We start from the raw sequence: 21,715 nt of genomic DNA, 5'->3' as shown, positions 1-21,715 counted from the left end.
AAGAGGACCCGGGCCACCGAACATCGGCCACCGACTGCATCGCGGTCATGGACACCCAGCCCCGCACCACCCCGGGCCTCAGCCCACTTGATAGGGGCGGCTCCTGTTCCCGTTGACCGAGTGGCTTCCATTCGCCCTGCCGAAAACAGTACGGGACCTGTTTGCCGCCGACAGCTCTTCCCTGTACCTGACAGCAAGGATGTGCCAACGGGTCGGCACCTGGGCAGCGGCGGACAACGTGAGATCGCCTACACGCGCATTCCTCCTGGCTGAACCGAACCATGGCCCGGTTCATGCCTTGCGCAGCGTCACTCTCGACGACACCCGCCACAGGCAACACGGAAGCATGATCCGCCGCTGCATCAGGAGGAATCGGGTAGAGCTGCGACTCACGCCCATGAACGCGTCCGGGGCGAACCTGTGTGGGTCCTCTCCTGCGGCCTGCTGAACACCGGGATCACCAGTCTCCACCGCCGAAGTCGCCTCCGCCCTCGAAGCCGCTGCCTTCGAAACCACCGCCGAAGTCGCCTGGGTTGAAGTCGGCGCCTGTGAACTCCCCGCCATCTGGCGCACTGTCGACGGGCGCCGTGTCGGCCAAGGCGGAAGGTGCATTGAGGACCGAGCCCAGCATCGTGCCCACGAGCAGGCCGCCGAGCATGCTGCCGGTGCCGCCGAAGTAGCCGCCCGCCCAAGGTGCGTATGCGGGTCCGGCATTCCAGTAGGGCTCGGAACCGTGGGCGGTCCGCACCTGACGGGCCATCGGCTCCTGCGCGGCCGCCAGGAGGTCGGCATCAGCCTCACACACCGGTACGTTGCGCGGCATGCCGCCGGGCGGGGCCCACATCGCATCAATGGCCGACGGGCCGTGGCGAGGGTCGAAGAAGCAGGGAACACGGCGCTCGGGCACCGGGGTTCCGGCGCGGCGCGCGGCCAGGCCCGCGAGCGCGAACCGGCCCTCTTCGAGGGCTGCGGTCACCGGCTGGACATCCTGCGGCTTGGCGGCCACGGCCATCAGTTCTTTGGCCTTGTCGTACGTATCCAGGGCGTGGGTGTAGTCCTGCCGCATCGCGTCGTCGGCCCCGGGCTCCGACGGGTGGAAGTCGAGCCGGTCCAGTTCCTCGCCGAAGGCGGTGATGTCTTCGTCGACCACGACGCGCAGGGCGTCCAGTTCGGCGCGCTCGCGCTTCTTCTTTGAACGGCGGTACAGGGCGTACCCTCCGGCGCCGGCCGCCGCGACCGCGCCGACGGTGAACAGCACCGCCGCGCCACCGCTCCCCTGATCATCCTCGGCGCCGCTCCAGGTGGCCGGGGCCTGCCCCTTGGACTGCTGGGTGGCCTGGTCGACGAAGGCGGTCAGGAGTCCTTCGGGGTCCCCGGAGTGGGAGCGCTTGACGGCGCCGGTGAGGTTGCCGACCGCGTTGCGAGACATCACCGAGGAGTCCGCGTTCGCGTTGAAACCGTCGCCAAGGTGGACGGCGTACACCCCGGTGATGCCGACCTGGGTGCGCAGGTCCCGCATCAGGGTCCCGGGAGGGAACTCGGCGGCCTTTGGCAGAACAGCAACGAAAACAGGCTTGCCCGCGTCCTCGATCTTCTTCGCGAGGTCTTCGGCGTCGGCCTCGGAGAGCTGGTCCCGGGCGCGCGGATCAACGTACACGGGACTCTTCTTCAAGGCCTCGGCCACGCTGTCGAGGCCCGCCCCCGCAGCGTGCGCGGGGGCGGGGGCGGACGCGAACATCGCGCAGACCATCAGAGCCAGGACGGCCAGGACCGGGCCGAGCCGTGGCAGCACCCGACGGGCAACAGGCATGGCAGTTCCTCCTCCTGCGACGGATCGCAACACTAACGATTGCTCAATTGCGTAATGTAGCAAGTCTCACGGAAGGGCACCCGCTCGATCCCGGCGGCTTCACTGACACGCTCGAAGGATTGCGCAACCCGAGAACCATCGTGAGGACACGCTGAGCGCATTTCACCAACTAAGGATGACTCGTGGACCGTCCGGATCACCTACGGGCAGAAGACCTGCCCTCATTCGAGCGCATCCTGGATCACGCACTGAACTCCCCCGCGATCCAGGAGAAGAGGCGCCACACTCCCAGGGCTCTCAACAATGAACAACTGCGCACTCGGGCACTCGGCGCGCGCACCGCCATCGCCGCTTCGGCGGCTTCCGAATACCGCGCATACCGTCAGCTGCTCGCAGCCTCGGCCTCGTCGGGCGCGACGCTTCGTCGCGCACGGCGCGAGTCCGACGGCGCGGCCGCCAACACAAGCAGCACACTGCATGCGGTGGCCGTTCTGGTACCGGGGCTGTCCGCCACGGCTGCCGCGGTCTTCGGCTTGATCGGCTTCGCCTTCCGGGCTGTTGACATGCACTCACATCTCGCCGACGTCATGCTTTCCGCCGGTCTGGCTGCGACAGGGGTCGCGGTAGTGACAGTGCTGGCCGGTCTCGTCTGGATGCTGGTGGCAGCGGCGCGCAATCGTTCGGCGGCCGGTGGCATGGATCCCGAGGTGGACCACGCGCGTGACGCGTGGCAGGAGGCACTGCTCGAACGCGGGATTCTGCCTTTCCTGTCCAACTCGCTCCAGACCGTGAGCCTTGAGGACGTAGACCGTCCGGATGTGACGGACACCTCACGTGCGGCCGGCGGCGCGAAGGGGGTTCCGGAGCCACGCAGGGGGCCGGGTTTCAGTGCTCCCGACATTTCGAGTCCCGGCTTCTCGGGTCCGGATTTCACTGGCCCCAAGCTGCCCGGAGCGGACTGATCACGCCGGGACAAAGCCCAGCCAGCCGCTCATCGTGCCGCGCTCCTCCCGACGAGATGCGCCGCCTCCGCCTCCCGGGCCGCCCGGGGACATCCAGGCCGCCCCCCCGGGTTTTCCACACGCCTGTAGAAGCACAGGGATGGGGTCGCCTCCTGCCGGGCCGCACTCCGGCAGCCTGGCTGGGAAAGCCCGCCATCCAGGATCCACCCGATCCGCCGAGTCAAGATGGAGAAGCAGACCCACCATGGGTGAACCTCTCAGTACCAGCCGTGCCACGGCCCGCCCACAGTTGTCGATCCAGGGGTCGGAGTCGGGGTCGGTAACCGAAGTGCTCCTGCTGATTCTCGCCCTCGCCCTGACCCTTGCATCTGCGGTGTTCGTCGCAGCCGATTCTCTCTGACCACGATCGAGCGCAGCGAGCCGGCACGCGCCGCCGAAGCCGGTGACCGGGGCGCGGCAAGTGCGCTGAAAGCCGCCAAGCGGCTGACCTTCCAGCTGTCCGGCGCCCAACTGGGCATCGATTGATGTCTCACTCCTGCAGGTAGCTCAGCGCCTGCATGGCCTCGCGCTCTATGCGTGAAAGATCGCTGAGGACAGTGCCTGCCTGTGCGAGGCACTGCGTATCGCCTGATTCACCGGCTTTTGTGATCAGTGCTGCGGCTTCGGTCCACAGGGTGGCTGCCTCGGTGTACAGATTGTGGCCGGTGCGCAGGTGTCTGCTGTCGAGCAGTTGGGTGCATTGGGCGAGGAAGTCGCGGTAGAGGTTGCGGAACAGGGCGCCGCCGGTGCCGGCCTTCTCCATCAGAAGAGCGGCTTGCGACAGGTCTCGCTGCGGGTTGTCGGTGCGCTGGAGCCATGTGCATACCAGCTTGCCGGCCTTTTCGATGCCTCGGTGTCCGAGGTTGGCGATGGGCGGGTTGAGGAAGGCTTCGGCGCAGGCGGTGATGGCGGGAATGATCTGTCCCTGTGGGGAGGGCAGATCCCTCGGAACGGTGAGGGTGAAGGACCGGTGCTTCGCGGTCATCGGGCCGCGCGCGGCTCTGGCCTGGGCGAGGCTGGGCAGGCTGGTGGATACCGCTCCGCCTTGCTGGTCGGTGTCCACCAGGTAGGAGTCGTGGTCATCGTAGCCGTACATGGCGACGACATGACCGCCGAAGTGCACCTTCGACCCGAAGTAGTCCAGGTAGTAGCTGTCGAGCTGCAGTCCGACGGGGTGGCCGGCGTCGATGGGGGCCACCACGTTCTCCCATGCCCTGCGTGGCGAGGCGGTCTCCTGAACCAGGAGCCCCAGGTTGAGTCTGGCGGCTAGATTTCCGGTGAGGTCGAATGGTTTTACCCGTCCCCCGAGGAAGGGGAAGTCCATGTTCTTGCTGTCCCAGTAGATGAAGGACAGGCCGGAGCCGAGACCGAAGAGCATGGGCTCGGACAGATCGAGTCCTTGGTGCCGCAACAGCACCCCCAGAGCTGTCGTCTCGCAGTGCTGCGTACCGCAGGCATCGATGTTTCTTATCGTGGTCATGCCATGCTCTCCTGGACGGGAATGATCAGCCGGGTCATCAGTTCTTCTTGCGGCGCCTCTGCCGGGCCGACGAGATAGGCCTCACGTACAGGCACTTGCGGGCACAGTCCGCGCTCGTGGATGGCGGCGAAGAGCGCGTTGTAGGCCAAGGGCAGCTGAGCGTAGGACCCGATGTGCACGGTCTCGGCAACGAGCCCGCCGGGCAGCACCTCGAACTCCAGGCCGGGTGTCCCCTCCACCTGCGGCAACTGCGCCCCGACGGCGATTTCCATCCGCTCTTCCAGATCCAGGGGGTACAGCCCCCACAGCGGCGGCTCCCATACGACTCTCGCCCTGCCAAGCACGGGCAGCAGCCGGCCTACGCATGCCTCGACCTTCTCCCCGATCTCCGCAGGAGTGCAGGCCGCTCGCACCACTGCCAGCCGTCGCTCCGGCTCCCTGCTCATCTTCACCTCATAGCCGGGCAGGCCGCTCTGCGCCAGCCGCTCCAGCATCTCCAGCCGTGCCTGGTCCCTACTGATCCGCTCGGTCAGCCGGTCCCGCTCGGCGCGCAGGATCTGTGCCCTGCGCTCAGGCTCGGCAGCCAGCGCCTGAGCGATCACAGCCAGGGGAAGATCCATCTCGCGGAGCAGGGCAATGGTCAGGGCATTACGCGCCTGCTCAGGTGCGTAATAGCGGTAGCCGGAGCCGGCATCCACGCGGACCGGAGCCAATAGCCCCATCTCGTCGTAGTGCCGTAGCTGCTTGACGCTGAGCCGGCACAGGCGGGCGAAGCGCCCGATGGTGAGAAGTTCGTCATGCACGCCATCATGGTGGACCCTCCCACGGTGGGAGAGTCCAACGCTGTACCCATTGGCCCCAAGGCCGCCCTACTCCTCTTCGCCGTCGTCATCGCTCAGACAGCCGCCCCGCGATGCTTGATGTTGACGGCCGAAGCCTTGGCCAGCGCCACGGGGTTCAAGAAACGCAGCGGCCCGATCAGGCGGGATGCGAACAGATGCATGTGCCGCGCCAGCGACTCATCGCGCGCTGCCGCCGAGAACATCAGCCGCTCCAAGGGATTGAACGGACGGGCCTTGGCGTAGTCGGCGGCCAGGTACTGGTGACCGCGCAGCCGGCGCCGGTGCCTGCGTGCGTACACCACGAGCGACCTGTTGAGGTCGCCCCGACCGGTTGCGGCCGAGGCGACCGCCTCTGCCAACCATTGCGCGGACTGCAGAGCCCACCCGCATCCCACTCCCCACAGGGGATCGCCGGTCAGGGCGGCGTCACCGATGAACGCGACGCCCGGTGCGGTCGGCTTGCGGCTGTGAAGCGGGTAGTTGACAGTGCCGGTGATCTTCGTGATGCGCTCGGCGGAGTCGATGGGCGGTGCCTCGGGTAGGGCGCGGACGAACTCGAAGAAGCTGCCCTCCAGGTCTTCCCGGAAGGCCGGCAGCCGCTTCTTGTCCGGGAGCACCGCGATGACCGTCACCTCGTCGTCGTTCGGAAACGCGTACGCCATGTCGGGCTCGAGGAACCAGGCGTGACCTATCCCGCCGTGCAGCGGAAGATTGCGGAAGTGTGCGAGATAGCCGAACCGCGCGTTCTCGTACCGCCGAGCAGGCACTCCGGCGAACTTCGCTACGGCCGAGTCCTTGCCATCGGCGCCTACCACCAGGCGGGCCCGGATCTCGCGCTCGCCCTGTGGCGTCGACGCGCGCACCCCCAAGGTTCGCCCGGCTTCCCGGACCAGCCCGGACACATGGTGGCCGAGAAGCAGATCGACGCCAGGAGTCTCCGCCGCATGGGACCTGATCAACGGGTCGAGGGTGCTGCGCCGAATGTTGTACGCGTACGGTAGCTCGGGGCCCGCCGGTGCGGCCCTCGGCTCGATCCATCCCCAGCGGGTGTACCAGCGGGCCTCGTTGCGGACGGCTCCCGCCTTCTCCAGAGCGGGGATGAGGCCAAGTTCGTCCAGCACCGGGTAGGCGCTGGCCTGAAGGGAGTGGGTGCAAAGCACCTTGTACGCTTCGGGGTCCGAGCGGCGTTCCAGCAGTGCGACGCGGACACCGCGCCGAGCGAGCAAGATCGCCGCGGCACTGCCGGCGAGGCCGGCTCCGCTGATGACGACGTCGTAGTCATATCCCGCGCTCTCAGGCCTGGTCATGCGCTGATCGCCCCTTCAAGGTGTGGTGCCGTTCATGGGAGTGGCGCAGTACCACTGCCCGCCAGGGACATGCCCAATTGTCAAGAGTTCACTGCCGCCTGCCGCGGATCGCCCTTGACCATGACCGGGGCAGCCGGCTCGGTGCGGGAGATCGCGCGGGACCGTTTGAAGGAATCCGAGTGTCCCTTCACCGCCGTGTCGAAGCGGCGGGCCGCTCTGCCCGGGTCCTGCCCGACGAGAATGGCGAGATCAAACTCCCTCGCACCCAGCCAAGGGCACACCCGGTCGGACAGAGCGCCACCGGTGGGTGAATCCGGCATTTCTGCCCCGGGCGAGACCTGATGCCCTTGCTGTAAGGGGAGTTGGGGCCGGGTAAGCTCCCTGGGCGAATGGAGGGGCGGGGCATGTCGAGGAAAAGGGATCAGCGAGACCACAGCGCAGCGCGGCGTCGCCTGGCGAAAGAACGCGGGTGGACCTACACGGACTGGCATCCGGAACGCCTGCAGTTGTGTGCGGGGCCGCTCGGTGTCGATGCCGGGAAGGCGATGGCCGTGGACGCCGTGAGCGGCACCCTGGACAGCCATTGGTTCAGCGTCTTCGACTGTGTCACCGACGACCCCTCGGCCGCCCGCACCGTGTACCTCGTGCAACTACCGGCCGTGCTGCCGCTGGTCGCGGTGAGCCGGCACTCGCTGGCCGTGGACACGATGGTTCCGCTGCTGAAGCGGCTCGTCTCCGAGCGCCCGGACCGCCATCTGTACGAGATCGGCGACCCGGTCTACGACGCCGTCCATGTCGTGGAGAGCGTGGACCCGGAGACGGCGGCGCGGCTGCTCACCCCGGCCGTGCGCGGGTTCGCCGACGACCGACGCTGGCTGCAGTGGCAGGTGGAGGGCGGCTACCTCTTCTACGCGGAGCCTCCGGGCCCGCGCCGGGGGAAGAACGACGACGCCCACGCGATCCTGACCGAACTGCGCTCGTTGGTCGACCTGGTGGAGGTCATGGACCCCGGGTTGTGGGGCGAGGTGGCGGACGCGGACCCCGGCGTCGGCGACGGCCGTACGGGGGCGGAGGAGGCGGCCGGCGATGCCGAGGGCGGGATGGCGGACGCCGTTGGCGGGGCCGTATCGGACGCCGTGCCCTCCGCCGGAGCACAGTCGGCACCCGGGCCCGGCAGTGGACCGTCCGCCATGGCCCGCGGCGGCCCGGCCCACACCGGCGTCTATCCGAAGGGCACGCTGCCGTCCGGCTTCGAGGCGTGGAGCGTGCGGCTGCCGGACGCGGTCGTCGCCGCGCCGGTCGTCTGCGCGGGCACCGTGTACGTCAACTGTTCCGACGGCCGGTGCTACGCGCTGGACGCGATGACGGGCGCGGCGCGTTGGTCCTTCGACGCGGTCGGTGCCCTGAAGGAGACGCCGGCGGTCGCCGACGGGACGGTGTACGTCGTCGGCGAGTCCGGCGTGCTGTATGCGGTCGGCGCCGCGGACGGGCGGGAGCGCTGGCGGCAGCGGGTTGGCCACTCAGGCGCGCCGGTGGTCGCCGACGGCCTGCTCTACGTCGTCCACCACCCGGCCAACCTGCTGCGCGATGCCTCCCGGATCCGCGCGCTGGACGCGGCGACCGGCGAGGAACGCTGGGAGCGGCAGTTGCCCGACGGGTCGGCCGCCGCAGCGGCGGTCGCCGACGGCCGGGTCTATGTGCAGGGCGCGCGGGCCCAGTTGACTGCCTTCGACGCGGTGAGCGGCGAGGAGCTGTGGCACCAGGGCTCCATCGCGAGCCAGTTGAGCTGCTGCACTCCGAGCGTCGCGGGCGGCATGGTCTGCGCGGGCACCGGCACCGGCCAGCTGTGCGCCTACGACGCCGCCACCGGTGAGCAGTTGTGGGGTGCGCAGGCGGCTGGCGTGGTCGACAGCACCCCTGCGCTGACCGAGGGCCTGGTCTTCGTCGGCGACAGCCACGGTGGCGTGTACGCGGTGGACGGCAACGACGGCGGGCTCCTCTGGCACCTGCCGAATCGTTACGGCGCCTCGTCCCCGGCGATCTGTGGCTCGTCCGGGTGGATCGTCAGCACCAAGTACGGTCGCCGCCTGTTCAAGATCAGCCTGAGTGACGGCGTGGTCCTGTGGCGGCACGCACTGGATGCCCGCGGCACCGGCCCCGTCTACGCCGACGGAGTCGTCTACGTCGGCACGCACGCCGGTACCGTGCTCGCGGTGGACGCCGAGACGGGTCGCAAGCCCGCCCGGGCACGGCGCAATCTGCGGGTCTGAGCGAACCGGAGGGGCAGCGGGTGATGTGGACCGACACGGCCTTCCTGGCCGGATCGGCGCACGTCTAGGTCCACAGTCGCCTGCTCGACCTCGTCGGGCAGGGCCGCGATGCCGTTCTGGACCATGGCCTAAGGACACCGGGTTCGGGTCACTGTCGGAGACGGAGACGATGAGGCTGCTCAACTCCTTGCCGCCATCCTCGTTGGTGGTCTTGGGGTTCACACCGGCGCAGGCGGTGGCCCCATCACGCAGTGTGATCCCCTGGGTGACGGCGGCGGATGCCCGCCCGTGCCGAGCCCGCATCACCGCCCGCCTCAACCCCGACCGGGCCGTCTGCGCTCTGCGCGGCGGACGGCTCATCGGCCCAGTCGGCTACTGGTACCCGGGCCGGGCGCTGACCGGCGGCACGGCAGGCGATGTCCTGCGCCCCTACGCAACGATCTCCGATGTCTGACGATTGGCCCTGCTGGGGCTATTGGGTCTGTTCACGCACACGCCGCCGCGTCCGGCTGATGCCGGACCGCATCGCGGTATCCGCCGAGGCCCGGTCAAAGACATCGGCAGCCCCTGCCGCAGGAGGTGGCCGCTCCGGCGGCGGAGCACCGCTGCCGGGAGACCAGACTGGACGTGATCGACGTGCCCCCCCGGGTGGACGCGACTATGTCCGCCGCCGCTGACCCACAACAGATCCCGCAACCAGTCCATACTCTGCGTGAGGGCGGGGCGTGCAGGCCGGCTTCGCGTTCCCGGTGCGCACCAAGGACGTCCCACTGGATGCCCTGATCGTGATGTGAGTTCATGAGTTCTCCGGTTCCAGAAGCACAAAAGCTCCAGAAGCACGAACGGCGGGCACCCCGACTCGGCCCGGCCCCGCCGCGTCAAGTGCGTGGTGCCCGCCGGAGCTCAGCGAAGGAAGGGGCCGAGGTTGCGTTCCAGGAGGGGCTTCGGGGCGGCGCCCGTCCATGCCTTTGCGGGGGTGCCGTCGGCGTAGACCACGAAGGCGGGGATCGAGGAGACTCCATGCCGGTCCGCCAGTCCGGGCTCCTCATCCACGTTGATCTTGACGACGTCCAGGACGCCCGCGTGCTCGGCGGCCAGCGCCTCGATGATGGGAGTGACTCTGGTGCATGGCCCGCACCACGCGGCCCAGAACTGGACCAGGACCGGCTGCTTTGCCTTCAGTACGCGGTCGGGAAAGGTCTGCTCGGTGACACTGTCCACGGGTCCGGTGGACTTTGCTGCCATGGTGGGATTCTCCTTTTCTGGTGTGTTCGTGTATGCGCGTTCTTTGGTGTGTTCGTGTATGCGCGCGGCTCCCGGCGGGCCTGGACGGCATGTGCCGGGAGACGGCTGGTGAAACGGCTGAGGTCAGTCGGACAAAGCGGCCTGTGGGGCTGGCTGCGGGAAGTACTGCGGCGTCCGGGACGAAGGGCTGCTGTTCTCCACGGCACGCTCGATGTCCTCCGCGACGAGGTCATGGTTGAGCGCGAACGCGGCCGCGGCCCCCTGACCTGCTGCGGTGATCACAAGCGCCCTCGCATCGGATACGTTGCCGACCGCCCACACCCCGAACACGCTGGTCCGGCCCGCAGCGTCGGTGGTCACCCAGCCGTTCTTGTCCCGCTCGCACCCCAGGCCGGTGAGCAGGGTGTCGTGGGGCACCATGTGCGGGAAGAGGAAGACCGCGCAACGGGGGAAGACACGACCCTCGGCCAACTCGACGCCGCGCAGCCGGTCGCCTTCTGTCACCAGGCGCTTGACGGCCCCGTCGGCGACGGTGATGCCGCGGGCGGCCAGTTGTTCGCGCTCCTTCGCGCCGAGGTCCAGGGTGTGCGCGAAGAAGACGATGTCGTGCGACCACTGCCGCAACAGCAGCGCGTGCTGCACCGCGCCCGGGTGGGTGCCCAGCACTCCGATGGGCTGGTCGCGTACTTCATACGCGTGGCAGTAGGGGCAGAACAGCAGGTCCTTGCCCCACCGCTCTCGTACGCCCGGGATCGCGGGGAGCTCGTCCCGCAGTCCGGTGGCCACCACCACCCGGCGGGCCCTGAGTACCGCACCGCCGTCCAGCCGGACGAAGAAGCCGGGGTCGATCTGATCCACACGGCCCTCCAACAGGTCCACCCCGTAACCGGTGACCTCGGCCCGACCCACCGCCAGCAGGTCGGCCGCAGGCATCCCGTCCCGGGAGAGGAAGCCGTGCATGTGCGCGGCGGCGGCATTGCGCGGCTCTCCCGCATCCACCACCGCAACCCGGCGACGGGCCCGGGCCAGGACCAGGGCGGTACTCAGCCCTGCCGCGCCCGCGCCCACAACCACCACGTCGTACACGCCATCGTCAGCAGTGGCGTTCTGCACATTGTTCGTCGTATCGCTCATGGCGATCACCTCCGCCCCGAGCGTGCACCCTCAATCCGAAAGTCAGCAAATGTACTTGCCGTTTTCGCAAGTACCGCCATCTCGGGGCACCGTCCGCAGCGATCCGAAGAGAACCCGGGGCGAGCCGCGGCCGCATCCGTTCCGCGCGACCGGCAAGGCCGTGGCCTTCGTCATCGCGATCACCTCCGGTACCCGAGCGCTCCGACTTTGCACTATCGGCAAATTCTGTTGCCATTTCCGGGAAGAATTGGATTGGATGGGACTCATGGACGAGCAATCCCCCATCGCCACCACGCTGGCGCAGGTCGGCGCGCGGCTCCGACGCATCCGTACGCAGCGCGGCGTGACCCTGTCCGCGCTGGCCGAGGCCACGGGGATCTCCACAAGCACACTTTCGAGGCTGGAATCCGGCCAGCGCCGCGCGAGCCTCGAAATGCTGCTGCCGATCGCGCAGGCCCACCAGCTGCCGCTGGACGAGCTGGTCGGGGCGCCCGAGGTCGGCGACCCCCGGATCCACAGCAGACCACGCGTGCGCAACGGCCGGACCCTGATTCCGCTGACCAACCGGCCGGGCCCCTTGCAGGCATGGAAGTCGGTCATCCCGGCCACCCAGAACCGGCCCGAGCCGTGCACGCATGAGGGGTACGAGTGGCTGTACGTCCTGTCGGGGCGTGTACGGCTCGTCCTGGGCGACCGCGACCTGGTCCTGGAGCCGGGCGAGGCCGCCGAGTTCGACACCCGCCTGCCACACTGGTTCGGTCCCGTCGGCGCCTCCGCCGTGGAGGTCCTGAACCTCTTCGGAGGCCAGGGCGAGCGCGTGCACGTCCGCACCGAACCCCGCTCCCGCTGAAAGCCATGTCCCGCCGGATGGGCATACCTCCTCAGGTCGGGGTTCGGAGCTGCGGTCAGGGCGGCGGCCAAAGGCCGGCTGGATGACGAAGTACTCGTCGTCAATACCGAGTCGGCGGGGGCGGACATCCCGGACGGTGTCCTCATCTGCCTGCACCAGCTGGGCGATCACCGGTACCCGGTTCCCCGCCGAGGCCGGCAGCAATATCGCGCGGCGGCAGCGCACCAAGTCGGTGCTGCCCCGGCGCACGATCTGCTGCAGCTTCTGCATTTCCTGGCCGGTCAGCCTGCGCACACGGGCAGGCTCGGCCACCGCGCCTCCACCAGTCGGGCCGGAGGTCACCACAGATCCAACCCATGCGGTCACAGCGCCAGCTGACGGTCTCCGAGACCGCGCGGGCCGGCGGCGACTGGTACGACGCGATCCCGCCGCCGGCAGACGGGGTGCGCTGATGGTCGGACCGGGAACCGGGTGGAGTGCTCGGTGGGCCGGCCACAGCGTGGCATCAGGCGACGGCTCCGCCGGGCCTGGGTGGTTCGCTGTCCAGGCAGCAGCGGACGAAGTCTTGGACAATGGGGTTGGTGTCGTCGGCGGGCCCCCAGGCGATGCCGACCTGGCTGGCGCTGACGCCGCTGACGGGCCGGTAGGTGATGCCGGGGCGGGCGTAGAAACGGGCGGAGGATTCGGGGGTGAGAGCGATGCCGTAGCCGTTGGCGATCGCACTGAGCCAGTCGTCGGGCTGGTCGGTGACGGCGCCGATACGGACCGGGTGGCCCTCACGTTCGTCGGTGGCCAGCCAGTACTCCCGCCACCGGCCTGTTTCCGGTGGGGCTGCCACAAACGGCTCCTCCCACAGATCCCGGAAAGGGATCTGGTCTCGCATGGCGAGCGGGTGTCCTGTGGGGAGCGCGACCCAGCGGGGCTCGGTGAACAGCACCTCCACTCGCAGAGTGTCCTGGCCCGGGAAGGGCAGCCGCAGCAGAGCGGCGTCGACATCTCCGTCGGCGAGTCCGGCGGTCGGGTTCGACCACGCGGCCTGCCGCATGTCGACCCTCCAGCCCGGCCGACGGCGGGCGAACATCGCGATGATCTGCTGGGTGGTTTCGTTGGCGGCGCTGGCCACGAATCCGACCCGCAGCACCCGGGCCGCTCGGCCGGCCGTGCTCTTCGTCTCCCGCAGCGCCCGGTCCCAGTCGGCCAGCAGAGCGGGCACCCGCGCCACCAGGGCCTGGCCCGGTTCGGTGAGGGCCATGCCGGCCCGGGACCGTGTGAACAACGGCACTCCGAGCTGGGTCTCCAGTTGCTTGATCTGTTTGGTCAGCGCTGGTTGGGACACGAACAGTCGTTCTGCGGCTCGGGTGAGGCTCCCTTCCTCCGCCACGGCGGCGAAGTAGCGCAACAGCCGAGTGTCGACATCCATGCCATCAGGTTATAGATGCAGGTATTGGACGCAAGTCCGGGGCGCGCCGAGAATCCCCTCCCCGGCCTTGAAGAGGCGCGCCGGCTGCAAACGACCGTGGCCAAGTGGGCTGTGGGAACAGACGCGAAACCGCGGGCCGCGGAAGCGACTGGCCGGCCTGGGCATGAAGCACGCTGAAGGGCTCCCAGGAGCCGCGGGGACAGGCTCACCGACCCGCAATGCGCCGCCCGGGCAGGGCTCGACGTGGAGTGGGCGTGACACGCGCTGAGACCGATCGTCGAACCAAGCGGATGCACCGGTGCACAGAGTGACCCCGGGTCGAGACGGATGGGATCCGTCGACGCAACACGACCCCCAGTACTCGTTCGGCCGGAAAGTAACCCACTTCCCGCGAGTCGAAGCTGACTTCGGGATTGTCGCCGAGGAGAACGAGTTGCCCCGCTGGGACCCGGTCGTCCGGTGTTTCGGCGAGCGCGGGAACCCGGGTACGGGGCACCGGGTCGCCGGGGACGGCCATCACCCGCTTGATCATCCAGTTGCGGTGCGTGACCGGCCCTGACGCGCCGATGGGCGGCGGCGCCGTGGTCCAGGATCCCGCGGGATGCTCCACGACGACCACCGTGCCGGACTCGAATGCACGGTTCCTCCGTACGAGCACCCGGTCACCGTCATGGTAGGCGGGCTCCATGCTCGCGCCGCGCACGGTCACGACCACGGTTTCGGAACCGACCGCGGCGACGCCGAGCGAGGCAAGGACGAACACCGGGACGAGGATCAGGACCCCCGCGAGGACGAAGCCGGTCAGCGCCCATGTGCCCGCGCCAATAGTGAGTGCGGCGAGGGCTGATGCCACGAGCCCCCCAGGGCCGGGCCATGGAGCAGCGCGGCGGTCGGGGGCGTGGTTCTGCCCCGCACGGGGGGCGGCGAGGGCGCGCAGCTCCGGTCCCGAGGACGGCGGGTGCCGCGGCGCGGGCGGCAGCGGATCCCCCGGCAGTATCCGCCGGGTTTCATGGGACCGGGTCATGGCTGCCCTCCCTCGGTCAGCGCGGACTCAGGCTGGTATCCCGCGGCCTGCAAAGCGAACAGTCGGGCGTATTCGCCGTCCACCGCGACGAGTTCGGCGTGAGTTCCGTGTTCGACGATGCGTCCGTCGGAGAGCACCACGATGCGGTCAGCGGAGCGGAGAACACCGAGCCGGTGTGAGATGAGAAGGCTGGTGCGTCCGCCACGGTATTTCTGGAGCGACGTGTGGATCGCGTGCTCAGCCGCCGCGTCCAGGCCGGAGGACGGCTCGTCAAGGATCGCCAGGTCTCGCTCGTGCCGAAGGAACGCTCGGGCCAGGGCCAGCCGTTGCCACTGCCCACCCGACAGCACCGTCCCCAGGTCGTGGTCCTCCTTGTCCGATTCCATGAGGAACCTACGAGAAAGAAGGGTTTCGTAACCTCTGTGCAGGCGTTGCAGATCGTGATGGATACCCGCGTTGCGGGCGGCGGCCCGGATCCGGTCCCCGTCGGTGAGCGCCGCGAGATCGCCGAGAGCGATGTTTTCGGCCGCGGACAGTTCGTACTCCATGTAATCCTGGAACACCGCCCCGATCCGGCCACGCAGTTCTGCGGGGTCGATATCGCGCAGATCGACGCCGTCCCAGAGGATCGCGCCCCGCGTCGGGTCGTAGAACCTGCAGAGCAGCTTGACGAGGGTCGACTTGCCCGCGCCGTTGAGACCGACGAGGCCGAGGGACGTGCCGTATGGGATACGCAAGTCGACTCCGCGCAGCACCCACGGCTGATCCTCGGCGTAGCGGAACCAGACGCCTTGCAGTTCGATTCCCTCGCTGAGGGCGGGCAGCGGTTCGGGGGCCGCGGCCGACGGAAGGTCGGGAGAGGTCGTCGTCACCACGATGAAGTGGTCGAACATGCTCAGGGCCTGGTGGCAGCGTGCGACATCGCTCGCCAGCATGACGAGGGCACTCTGCGTACCCGCCACCGCTGCCACGAAGATCATGACGTCACCTACGGAGAGAGTGCCGCGTTGGGCGGCCATGGCCGCCCACACCAGGCCGGCACCCGACATCAATGCGCCGACCAGGCCCAGTCCGGCCTGGAACACGACTTCCCGGCGGTCCATGGCACGTGTCGCAGCATCGGCGAAGCGCCGTTCGGCCAGCATCCGGCCCCGCAGGAAGCCACCGAGCCCGAAGAGCCGTACTTCCTTCGCCGCCTGCACAGTCGACAGCAGTTCGCTGTAGAAGGCCTCCCGCCGCTCGGCCGGGCTGATGGCCCACAGCATCCGGGCACGGCGGCGTGACAGAGCGATCTCCGCAACCAGCATCGGTATGCCCGATGCCAGCACGAGAGCGGCTATCAGCGGGCTGAGCAGGAGAAGCGAGCCGAGGAAGCCGGTGATGGTGATGACGGCCCGGACGATGCCGAGCAGGCCCTCGACCGTCTGGTTCGGTGAGACGCGGCTGGCCTGCTGCGCGAGCCGCAGCCGGTCGAGGAAACGCGGGTTCTCGAAATGGCCGAGGCCGGTGAACGAGTCGACCGCGGCGAACAGCCGGTCCAGCGCGATCAGTCCGACCCGCCGGTCCAGTTGTGCCCGCAGGTACTGCGTGATCTGGGGGGACGCCGCCGCGAGCACACCGGTCAGGGCGAGTCCGGCAGCGACGGTGAACAAGCCACCCATGGAGATCCCCGCCGCGAGCCGGTCGATGAGCACCTTGGTGAGCCAGGCCGCGACCACCGGCAGCGCTCCGGTCGCCAGGCTGATCAGTACGTACAGGACAAGTGCTCCGGGAGCGGCCACGGCGGCGAGTGAACAGGCGGTGAGCACGCGCCGTGCGAGGGAGGAATCCGTAGCCGGGCGGTCTTGGCGCCCGCGCCGCGAGCCGCCCCCCGAACCGCCCGAGGAGTTTCCCCGGGAGGTGTCCGAGGAGCGGCGTTCGGTATGCCTGGAGCCGACCGGTGCACCAGGTCCCTGGTCGCGGTGCCCGTTCATGCCGTGAGGGGAAGTCGGTTCAGTAGCACCTGGTCGGCCGTGACGACGAGACGGCCTGCCGCGTCGGGGGCGACGACGAGCATGGTGGGGTATGCCTGTGCCTTGAAGGCCGCGCCGAGCGGTCCGTCGTAGTCCTCCCTGACCACGCGGGCGACCGGGCCAAGTGCTTCGACGAACCGCTCCCCGCCCTCGGCATTCCCCGCGACGACGGCCAGCACCCGCCGCCGTCCGCCCTTTCGTTCCCGGGCGTACGCCGTGAATGCAGGCAGCTTCTCCCTGCATGGCGTGCAGTTGGGTGAGAAGAAGGCCACCAGTGTCTCGTCGTCGAGGAGTTCACGGTCGACTGTCTCGCCGTCGATCGTCACCGTGGTGAACTGGCCGACTTCCTCCCCCACTCCCAGCGCAGGCGGCGCCTCGCCCTCAGTCCTGGCCGCCAATTGCTCGCTGTGTTCACGCAACCGCTTGATCACGCCCAGCGTGAGTATCAGGTCCAGCGTGCACAGCAGCCCCACGAGGACCACGGCGCCGATCAGAAAGGACATGGTGTCTCCAATGAGAGTCAGGCGGCCTGTGGTGGCCGCACCGGGCGGCCAGTGCCGCCGCCTGGTCGGAAGAGATCGAAGAGGTCGTCGAGTACGGTCACCAGTCCACCCAGCAGCAGTCCGCCGAAGACGGCCAGAACCGCTCCGCCGACGTGCACCTGGCCGCTGCCGGTGGCCGCCACTGCGCCGCCGGCCGCGCCCGCCGTCAGCAGCAGGTTCCGTACGGCATGCCAGAGACGGAGCGGGGCCGCCGAGGCCCCGAAGCACCGGCACGGGGCACGTACACCACGGCGGACGGACAGTGCGATGGCCACGGCAAAGGACATCAACAGCCCTGCCGACAAAGTGAATCCGGCCAGCGCGCCAGCCGCGGCCGGTGCCGCGAGCAGCAGGCACACGGAGCCCTCGGCGGCGAGGACGACCCGTGCCACAGGTCGAGCGGCGCGGGACGGGACAATCCGCATGCCGTGCACGGATTCGACAAAGGCATCGAATTTCCCGGGTCCGGAAATCTTTCCGAGGAAAGAAATCAGGAACACTGCCCCTATCAGGCAGCGCATACCAATTTCGATATAGAGCACGATGCATCACCTGTGGGTCGTGGCGATTCCTGCGGCCGACGTGGGCCACGGTGGCCCACAGGCGGTCCCTGTAGCGGCCACCGTGACCGTCTGTCTCCCGGCAGTGGTCATCCGCCGGGAGACGTGGCGATCGCCGGGCTACTTGCAGTCGATGTACTGGCAGTTACGCCCGTTGATGTCGCAGCAGCCGCTGCAGGGACGGTAGGCGCACTGCCAGCAAGAACTCCAGCTACGGACGTAGCAGACGGCGGCCGACGCTTCCGTCGTCGGGACGAGCAGCCCGAGAAGGCCACTTCCCAACGCCTCGATCTTCTTGAACATGAATTCTCCCTTTTTCTACCGTGCCGTTGGAGACCGGAAATGCCTCCGTGGAAATACGTTCGTGTCCGGACCTGCCGTGGCCGTGCGCGAACACGGATTTCGGCGGCCGCCGGAACGACGGCGAATCGGAGCGGCCTCTTCGCGGGCACCCGGTTGGCCATGAGTACGACAGTGCACGGCTCGCTTGGAGTAAATCTTGGACAGACCTTGAAACTGCTGGTGGCACCGGCTTCGGCAACCGACAACCGGGCGTGACGCGACCGTGACAGGCGATGAGCTGCTGACGCGGTCGGCCCCGCATCCACTTCGTCGCGGTCGATCTCCTCAGCCGGGAACGGGACTTCGCCGGACTCCCTGCACGAACGCCGCGCCGCCCGTCATCCCCGAACCGAACAGCGAGAGGTGGGCGCCGGGCGTCTTCCGCGCGGTGCTGGGCGTGGTAGGGGCTGACGGATCGGATCCAGTTGTGGCCGCCCTCGTCAGGCTGAGCGAGGGCGAGATGGGCGTCGCCGAGGATGGCAAGGGCGTTGGCCTCCGCACAGAGGTTCGCCTGTTGCCCGGTCGACTTGTGGGAAATCTTGGCCATATCTTGAGTTGGCTGATGAGAGCGATTCCCGAAAGCTTGGCACTCCGGCTGAGGGGATGTTGCGATGGTGGAATTCGGTGTGCTCGGTGACATCGAGGCGCGTATCAACGGCGTGACGGTGGATCTAGGACCTGCCCGGCAGCGCTGCGTGCTGGCCACGCTGCTGATCGATGTCAATCGTGCGGTGCCTATGGACCAGCTGATCGAACGGGTGTGGGGCGACCGTCCGCCGCAACGTGCCCAAGGGGGCCTCTACAGTTATCTGTCCCATCTGCGGAAGATCCTGGAACCCGCCGCGCAGCACGTACGTATCGCACGGCAGCCCGGTGGCTATGTCCTGCTGAGCGAAGCTCCCACAGTGGACTTGCACCGGTTTCGTGATCTGGTCGCCCGGGCTCGCGCGGACGGCGACGACGACCGTTCCGCGGCCCTGTTCGAGGAAGGCCTCGCGCTGTGGCGCGGCGAGGCTTTCCTGTCCATCGACACCCCGTGGTTCAACGCTTCCCGGGAGGCCGTTCACCGGGAGCGGCGCACCGCCGAGCTGGATCGCAACGATATCGAGCTGCGTCGCGGCAGGCACACCAGCCTGCTGGATGCCCTGTCCACGGGTGTCGCGGTGTACCCGTTGGATGAACGCTTGGCCCGCCAGTTCATGCTCGCCCTGTACCGCAGTGGCAGGGCGGCTGATGCGTTGCGCTGCTTCGAGCAGGTCCGCCGGGAATTGGCTGAGGAGCTGGGGTGCGATCCCGGTCGGGAGCTGCGGGAATTTCACCAGCAGATACTCAACTCCGACCCTTCGCTCGACGTGCCCGCCCGGCCCCTCACGATCGCTTCCGCACCAGCACGTCAGCGGGCCTCGTCAGCGGCGAGCCCACACGTATCGGTTTCGGACCGGCCGGATGACGCCACCGGAAGAAGTCACGAGGATCGGGGCGGAGCAAACACACAGCAACCGCGACCTCGCCTGCTTCCGCCGACCCCGTCCCTGTTCGTCGGCCGGGAAGACGAGTTGGCCGAAGCCTGCCGGCTGCTCGGCCAGGAGATGACCGGGTCGGTGACCCTGCTGGTCACCGGCTCGGCCGGGGTCGGCAAGACGGCCTTCGCCGTGCGCACAGGGCATCTGCTGGCCTCCCGGTTTCCGGACGGTCAGCTCTACGTGGACCTGCGGGGTTTCGGTGACGAGCCGGCCGAGCCGTTCACGGTCCTGGGTACCTTCTTGCGGGCGCTCGGCGTACACGGCGGAGCGATGCCCCCGGACACGACCGGACGAATCAACCTCTACCGCACCTTGCTGGCCCAGCGCAGGATACTCGTCGTGCTGGACAGCGCGGCCGATACGCTGCTGGTGGACGACCTTCTGCCCAGCGGTGAACACTGCGCCGCCATCGTCACCAGCCGGACCACGCTGGCGAGCCTGGGCGGTGTCCGGCTCCCTCTGAGAGTCCTCGACTCCCGGGCGGGGCTGGCTCTGTTGCGTGAGATGGTGGGCGCAGACCGCACCGCCGAGGAGTCCGAATCGGCCCGGTCCATCGTGGAAACCTGTGGCGGTCTTCCCCTCGCGGTATGGGTCACCGGAGCGCGACTGGCCGCACGACCGCACTGGCCGCTGGCCAGGGTCGCCCGTGCGCTCGCCGACGAGCAACGCAAGCTTGATGAGCTGGCCGTCGGTCACATCGCCGTCCGGGCCAGCCTGGAGCTGACCTACCGGGGCATGGCCCCCATGATTCGGCACGCCCTGCGGATGCTCGCCCTGCTGCCTGGACCGGACTTCGCCGTCTGGGCCCTGGCCGCGCTGTTGGACATGGACCTGGGCCGCGCGGAGGCCGTGCTCGACGAACTGGTGGATGTGCACGTGGTGGAGGTTGGGGCGACTGGTGCTACCGGAGTGCGCTACCGGCTGCACGACCTGGTGCGGCTGGTGGGCCGGGAACGGGCGGATCGGGAGGTCTCGCCGCAGGGCCGTTCAGCCGCGCTCACACGGCTGCTGGGCGCGAGCCTGCACCTGGCCGACCTGGCCGCGGACACCCTCAGCGTCGACTTCCAGGGCATCTCGCAGGCCGGCCTGGCATCCTGGCGGCCCTCCCCGACGGACACCACCCAGATCCTCGCGGACCCACTGGCCTGGTTCAACGACGAGCGCCAGCTCCTCATCGACGTGGTGGACCAGGCGCTCGACAGAACCGAGATCGCGCCGGCCGCCGGGCTGGCCACCGCGCTGACGACACTCTTCCAGATCGGCAGCCACTTCGACGACTGGGAACGTCTCCAGAACCGGGCGCTCAAGGCGGCACTGAGCAGCGGCAGCCGGCGCAGCGCCACCCAACTCCACCGCTGTCTGGGCGAACTCACCACCATCCTCGACCGATATCCGGAAGCGCTCGACCACTTCGAGCAGGCACTGCAGTTCGCCGACGGCGAGGGCCCGGCCTACCGAGCCAGCGCCACAGCCGGACTGGCATACGTATACCGTCTATTGGGCCAGTACTCCTCGGCTGTGCATCATTTCGGACAGGCAATCGAGTTGGCTCGAACGGTGGAAAACGTCAACTGCCTCGTCTACGCCACCAACGGCATCGGCGTCATCCACCTCGAGCAAGGGCATGTCGAAGCGGCCATGGAGCGGTTCACGCAGTGCCTGCGAGCGAGCCGAGAAGCGGGCTACCGGCACGGAGAAGCCCAGGCCTTGCGATGCCTGGGACAGAGCCACCGCGCACGTGGCGCCTACCCCGCCGCCGCCGACTGCTTCCGACAGGCTGCCTCGATCAGTGAGAGTCTGGGCGACCGGCTCACCACCGCACACGCCACCTGCTGGCTGGGGGACGTCCTGGTACGGCAAGGCGCTCATGCGGAGGGGCGCCGATTACTGGCCCGCACCCTTTGGACCTACCGGGAGTTCGGCAACCTGTGGGGGGAGGCAGCGACGCTCTACGCACTCGCCGAGGCACAACTCGTAGCAGGCCGTCCAGCGCCGGCCGGTCGACGCGCCGAAGCAGCCGTCAGGCTATGGCGACAGATCGGCTCCCGCACCTGGCTGGCCGTGGGCCTCGACACCCTGGCCAAGGCCCACACCATGGCAGGTGACCTCATGGCCGCAGCCCGCGCTCAGGACGAGGCCTCAGCAGTGCGGGTGGCCTCGGACGCACCGGTCACGTCCGGTGCAGCCGCGTGTCGCCCCGAGTCCTCACCTTCAACGACACCGTGAACCATACCGGCACACCGGCCGGATCGCCCTGGTCGGCGACGCCGCCCGCTGCGCGGCCCTGCTCTCCGGCCGAGGCCCCTCACTGGCCCTCACCGGCGCCCACTACCGGGCAGAGGAACTGAAACGC

17 protein-coding genes and 2 pseudogenes are annotated in these 21,715 nt (G+C 68.7%); 6 read left to right on the top strand and 13 right to left on the bottom strand.

The genetic code is table 11. From position 1 onward, the window contains the following. Window positions 1-457 precede the first annotated feature (457 nt). Window positions 458-1,810, bottom strand: coding sequence for a hypothetical protein (locus GA0115254_RS28515; RefSeq protein WP_093898153.1), 1,353 nt, complete (start codon window positions 1,808-1,810; stop codon window positions 458-460). A 182-nt stretch (window positions 1,811-1,992) separates the two neighbouring features. Between GA0115254_RS28515 and GA0115254_RS28510 the strand changes: the two genes are divergently transcribed. Then, window positions 1,993-2,772, top strand: coding sequence for a hypothetical protein (locus tag GA0115254_RS28510; protein WP_093898152.1), 780 nt, complete (start codon window positions 1,993-1,995; stop codon window positions 2,770-2,772). A 328-nt stretch (window positions 2,773-3,100) separates the two neighbouring features. After that, window positions 3,101-3,291 (top strand): annotated as a pseudogene (locus tag GA0115254_RS46615) (CNNM domain-containing protein); the annotation flags it as partial. A 10-nt stretch (window positions 3,292-3,301) separates the two neighbouring features. Here GA0115254_RS46615 and GA0115254_RS28500 read toward each other — a convergent pair. From GA0115254_RS28500 to GA0115254_RS28490, 3 genes are all read right to left on the bottom strand, one after another. Then, window positions 3,302-4,291, bottom strand: a complete 990-nt coding sequence (locus tag GA0115254_RS28500) for a BtrH N-terminal domain-containing protein (RefSeq protein WP_093898151.1) — start codon at window positions 4,289-4,291, stop codon at window positions 3,302-3,304. Continuing rightward, window positions 4,288-5,094 carry a MerR family transcriptional regulator gene (locus tag GA0115254_RS28495; protein ID WP_093898150.1) on the bottom strand — a complete coding sequence of 269 codons (807 nt, stop codon included), beginning with the start codon at window positions 5,092-5,094 and terminating at the stop codon, window positions 4,288-4,290. Before GA0115254_RS28495 ends, GA0115254_RS28500 begins: the two co-directional genes overlap by 4 nt. A gap of 92 nt (window positions 5,095-5,186) precedes the next feature. After that, window positions 5,187-6,440 (bottom strand): NAD(P)/FAD-dependent oxidoreductase, encoded by a 1,254-nt coding sequence (locus tag GA0115254_RS28490; protein WP_093898149.1) that lies wholly within the window; start codon window positions 6,438-6,440, stop codon window positions 5,187-5,189. 404 nt (window positions 6,441-6,844) lie between these two features. On the opposite strand from GA0115254_RS28490, the gene GA0115254_RS28480 reads away from it, so the two are divergent. Beyond that, window positions 6,845-8,710, top strand: coding sequence for an outer membrane protein assembly factor BamB family protein (locus GA0115254_RS28480; RefSeq protein ID WP_141720927.1), 1,866 nt, complete (start codon window positions 6,845-6,847; stop codon window positions 8,708-8,710). A gap of 265 nt (window positions 8,711-8,975) precedes the next feature. After that, window positions 8,976-9,164: a hypothetical protein gene (locus GA0115254_RS28475; protein WP_141720926.1), complete on the top strand. Its 189-nt coding sequence runs from the start codon at window positions 8,976-8,978 to the stop codon at window positions 9,162-9,164. A 449-nt stretch (window positions 9,165-9,613) separates the two neighbouring features. Here the strand turns inward: GA0115254_RS28475 and GA0115254_RS28470 are convergent, their stop codons facing one another. Beyond that, on the bottom strand, window positions 9,614-9,955 hold the full coding sequence (locus GA0115254_RS28470) for a thioredoxin family protein (protein WP_093898145.1): 342 nt from the start codon (window positions 9,953-9,955) through the stop codon (window positions 9,614-9,616). 123 nt (window positions 9,956-10,078) lie between these two features. Continuing rightward, a complete protein-coding gene (locus tag GA0115254_RS28465; RefSeq protein ID WP_093898187.1) occupies window positions 10,079-11,089 on the bottom strand; it encodes an NAD(P)/FAD-dependent oxidoreductase in 1,011 nt (336 codons plus the stop codon). 265 nt (window positions 11,090-11,354) lie between these two features. Here GA0115254_RS28465 and GA0115254_RS28460 point away from each other — a divergent pair, with 265 nt between their 5' ends. Further along, window positions 11,355-11,939, top strand: a complete 585-nt coding sequence (locus tag GA0115254_RS28460) for a helix-turn-helix domain-containing protein (protein ID WP_093898186.1) — start codon at window positions 11,355-11,357, stop codon at window positions 11,937-11,939. A gap of 39 nt (window positions 11,940-11,978) precedes the next feature. Here GA0115254_RS28460 and GA0115254_RS46610 read toward each other — a convergent pair. From GA0115254_RS46610 to GA0115254_RS43965, 7 genes and pseudogenes are all read right to left on the bottom strand, one after another. After that, window positions 11,979-12,251 (bottom strand): annotated as a pseudogene (locus tag GA0115254_RS46610) (IS630 family transposase); the annotation flags it as partial. A 193-nt stretch (window positions 12,252-12,444) separates the two neighbouring features. Continuing rightward, window positions 12,445-13,359 (bottom strand): LysR family transcriptional regulator, encoded by a 915-nt coding sequence (locus tag GA0115254_RS28450; RefSeq protein WP_093898144.1) that lies wholly within the window; start codon window positions 13,357-13,359, stop codon window positions 12,445-12,447. Window positions 13,360-13,564: 205 nt separating this feature from the next. Further along, entirely contained in the window at window positions 13,565-14,383 is an 819-nt protein-coding gene (locus GA0115254_RS28445) for a S26 family signal peptidase (protein ID WP_093898143.1), read from the bottom strand. Next, window positions 14,380-16,164 carry an ABC transporter ATP-binding protein gene (locus GA0115254_RS28440; protein ID WP_256102824.1) on the bottom strand — a complete coding sequence of 595 codons (1,785 nt, stop codon included), beginning with the start codon at window positions 16,162-16,164 and terminating at the stop codon, window positions 14,380-14,382. The genes GA0115254_RS28445 and GA0115254_RS28440 overlap by 4 nt, the downstream gene beginning before the upstream one ends. 188 nt (window positions 16,165-16,352) lie before the next feature. Next, the gene (locus tag GA0115254_RS28435) at window positions 16,353-16,898 is read right to left on the bottom strand and encodes a TlpA disulfide reductase family protein (protein WP_093898141.1); all 546 of its coding nucleotides are present in this window, start codon (window positions 16,896-16,898) and stop codon (window positions 16,353-16,355) included. 17 nt (window positions 16,899-16,915) lie between these two features. Continuing rightward, window positions 16,916-17,458 (bottom strand): MauE/DoxX family redox-associated membrane protein, encoded by a 543-nt coding sequence (locus GA0115254_RS28430; RefSeq protein ID WP_093898140.1) that lies wholly within the window; start codon window positions 17,456-17,458, stop codon window positions 16,916-16,918. A 159-nt stretch (window positions 17,459-17,617) separates the two neighbouring features. Next, window positions 17,618-17,800, bottom strand: coding sequence for a hypothetical protein (locus GA0115254_RS43965; RefSeq protein ID WP_141720924.1), 183 nt, complete (start codon window positions 17,798-17,800; stop codon window positions 17,618-17,620). Between the two features lie 650 nt (window positions 17,801-18,450). Between GA0115254_RS43965 and GA0115254_RS28420 the strand changes: the two genes are divergently transcribed. Beyond that, entirely contained in the window at window positions 18,451-21,588 is a 3,138-nt protein-coding gene (locus GA0115254_RS28420) for an AfsR/SARP family transcriptional regulator (RefSeq protein ID WP_093898138.1), read from the top strand. Window positions 21,589-21,715 lie beyond the last annotated feature (127 nt).

This window comes from Streptomyces sp. Ncost-T10-10d, from assembly GCF_900091955.1.
GTDB lineage: Bacteria > Actinomycetota > Actinomycetes > Streptomycetales > Streptomycetaceae > Streptomyces.
This window is presented reverse-complemented; position numbering and strand designations above follow the sequence as displayed.